We start from the raw sequence: 1,881 nt of genomic DNA on the forward strand, positions 1-1,881 counted from the left end.
GCCATCCGCCCAGCGAACACCGACGACGACTCCAACAGCTCCACCGCCATCGCAGCCCACTGCGAACCCTGACCCGGGAAGACGAACGCCACCCGGCCCGCCGAACCACTCACGCCCCTGATCTGACCGGCCGACACGCCGTCGGCCGCCAGGGTCTCCAGGGCCGCCCGGAGCTCGGAACGGTCGGCGCCGACGAGCACGGCACGGTGTTCGAAGGCAGCTCGGGTCGACGCCAGGGCGACACCGACCGCCTCCGGCGCGGTGTCCGGTTCGCCGTCCAGCAGGTCGAGCAGCCGCTGGGCCTGGCCGCGCAGCGCGCCCGCCGTGCGGGCCGAGAGCACCCACGGCAGACCGGAGGTGAGCGCGACCAGCGGTGCGCCGTCCTGGTCCGCCGCTTCCACGGCCTCTGGTTCCGGGGCCTGCTCCAGGATGATGTGGGCGTTGGTGCCGCTGAAGCCGAAGGACGAGACCGCGGCCCGGCGCGCCCGCCCGATCTCCGGCCAGGGACGGGCTTCGGCGAGGAGCTCGACGGCGCCGGCCGACCAGTCGACGTGCGAGGACGGCTCGCCCACGTGGAGGCTCTTCGGCAGCACCCCGTGCTGCATCGCCAGCACCATCTTGATCACGCCGGCCGCCCCCGCCGCCGCCTGGGTGTGGCCCAGGTTCGACTTCACCGAGCCCAGCCAGAGCGGCTCCTCCTCGCTGCGCCCCTGCCCATAGGTGGCGAGCAGCGCCTGTGCCTCGATCGGGTCGCCGAGGGTGGTGCCGGTGCCGTGCGCCTCCACGGCGTCGACCTCGCCGGCCGTCAGCCCACCGCTCGCGAGCGCCTGCCTGATGACCCTCTGCTGGGACGGCCCGTTCGGCGCGGTCAAACCGTTGGACGCGCCGTCCTGGTTGACGGCACTGCCGCGGACGATGCCGAGCACCGGATGGCCGTTCCGCCGGGCGTCCGACAGCCGCTCGACCAGGATCATGCCGACGCCCTCGCCCCAGCCGGTGCCGTCCGCGTCATCAGAGAAGGCCTTGCAGCGGCCGTCGGCGGCCAGGCCGCGCTGGCGGCTGAACTCCACGAACGTGCTCGGCGTCAGCATCACCGTCACACCGCCCGCCAGCGCCAGCGTCGACTCACCCTGCCGCAGCGACTGGCAGGCCAGGTGCAGCGCGACGAGCGAGGAGGAACACGCCGTGTCGATCGTGACCGCCGGCCCCTCCAGGCCGAAGGTGTAGGAGACGCGGCCGGAGGCGATACTGCCCGAGGTGCCGGTGCTGATCTGCCCCTCGGCTCCCTCCACCGACTGCTGGAGCACCATGGCGTAGTCGTTGTACATCACGCCGACGAAGACACCCGTGCGGCTGCCGCGAACCGTCCGCGGGTCGATGCCGGCCCGCTCGAACGCCTCCCAGGACGTTTCCAGCAGCAGCCGCTGCTGCGGGTCCATCGACATCGCCTCACGCGGCGAGATGCCGAAGAACCCCGGGTCGAACTCGCCCGCCCGGTGGAGGAACCCGCCCTCGCGGACGTACGAGGTGCCTTGGTGGTCCGGGTCCGGGTGGTAGAGGTTCTCGACGTCCCAGCCGCGGTCCTCGGGGAAGGCCGAGAGCGCGTCCCGCCCGTCGGCGACCAGCCGCCACAGGTCCTCGGGCGATTCGACCCCGCCGGGGTAGCGGCAGGCCATGCCGACGATCGCGATCGGCTCGTCGTCCAGGGCCGTGCTCACGTTGGCGGCGGCCTCCGGCAGCGCACCGAGCAGCTCGGTGTGGAGCTGCTTGGCGAGCGCGGCCGGGTTCGGGTAGTCGAAGACGAGGGTGGCGGGCAGCCGCAGGCCCGTGACGCCGTTGAGGCGGTTCCGCAGCTCGACGGCGGTCAGCGAGTCGAACCCG

1 protein-coding gene is annotated in these 1,881 nt (G+C 73.0%); it reads right to left on the minus strand.

Annotated features, from left to right (window positions below; all coding sequences use genetic code 11):
• The coding region (locus tag ACIBEC_RS47755) for a beta-ketoacyl synthase N-terminal-like domain-containing protein (RefSeq protein ID WP_360510314.1) at positions 1 to 1,881 on the minus strand (1,881 nt) is incomplete at both ends.

Origin of the sequence: Kitasatospora sp. NPDC051164 (genome assembly GCF_044455625.1) — a bacterium.
Lineage (GTDB): Bacteria > Actinomycetota > Actinomycetes > Streptomycetales > Streptomycetaceae > Kitasatospora.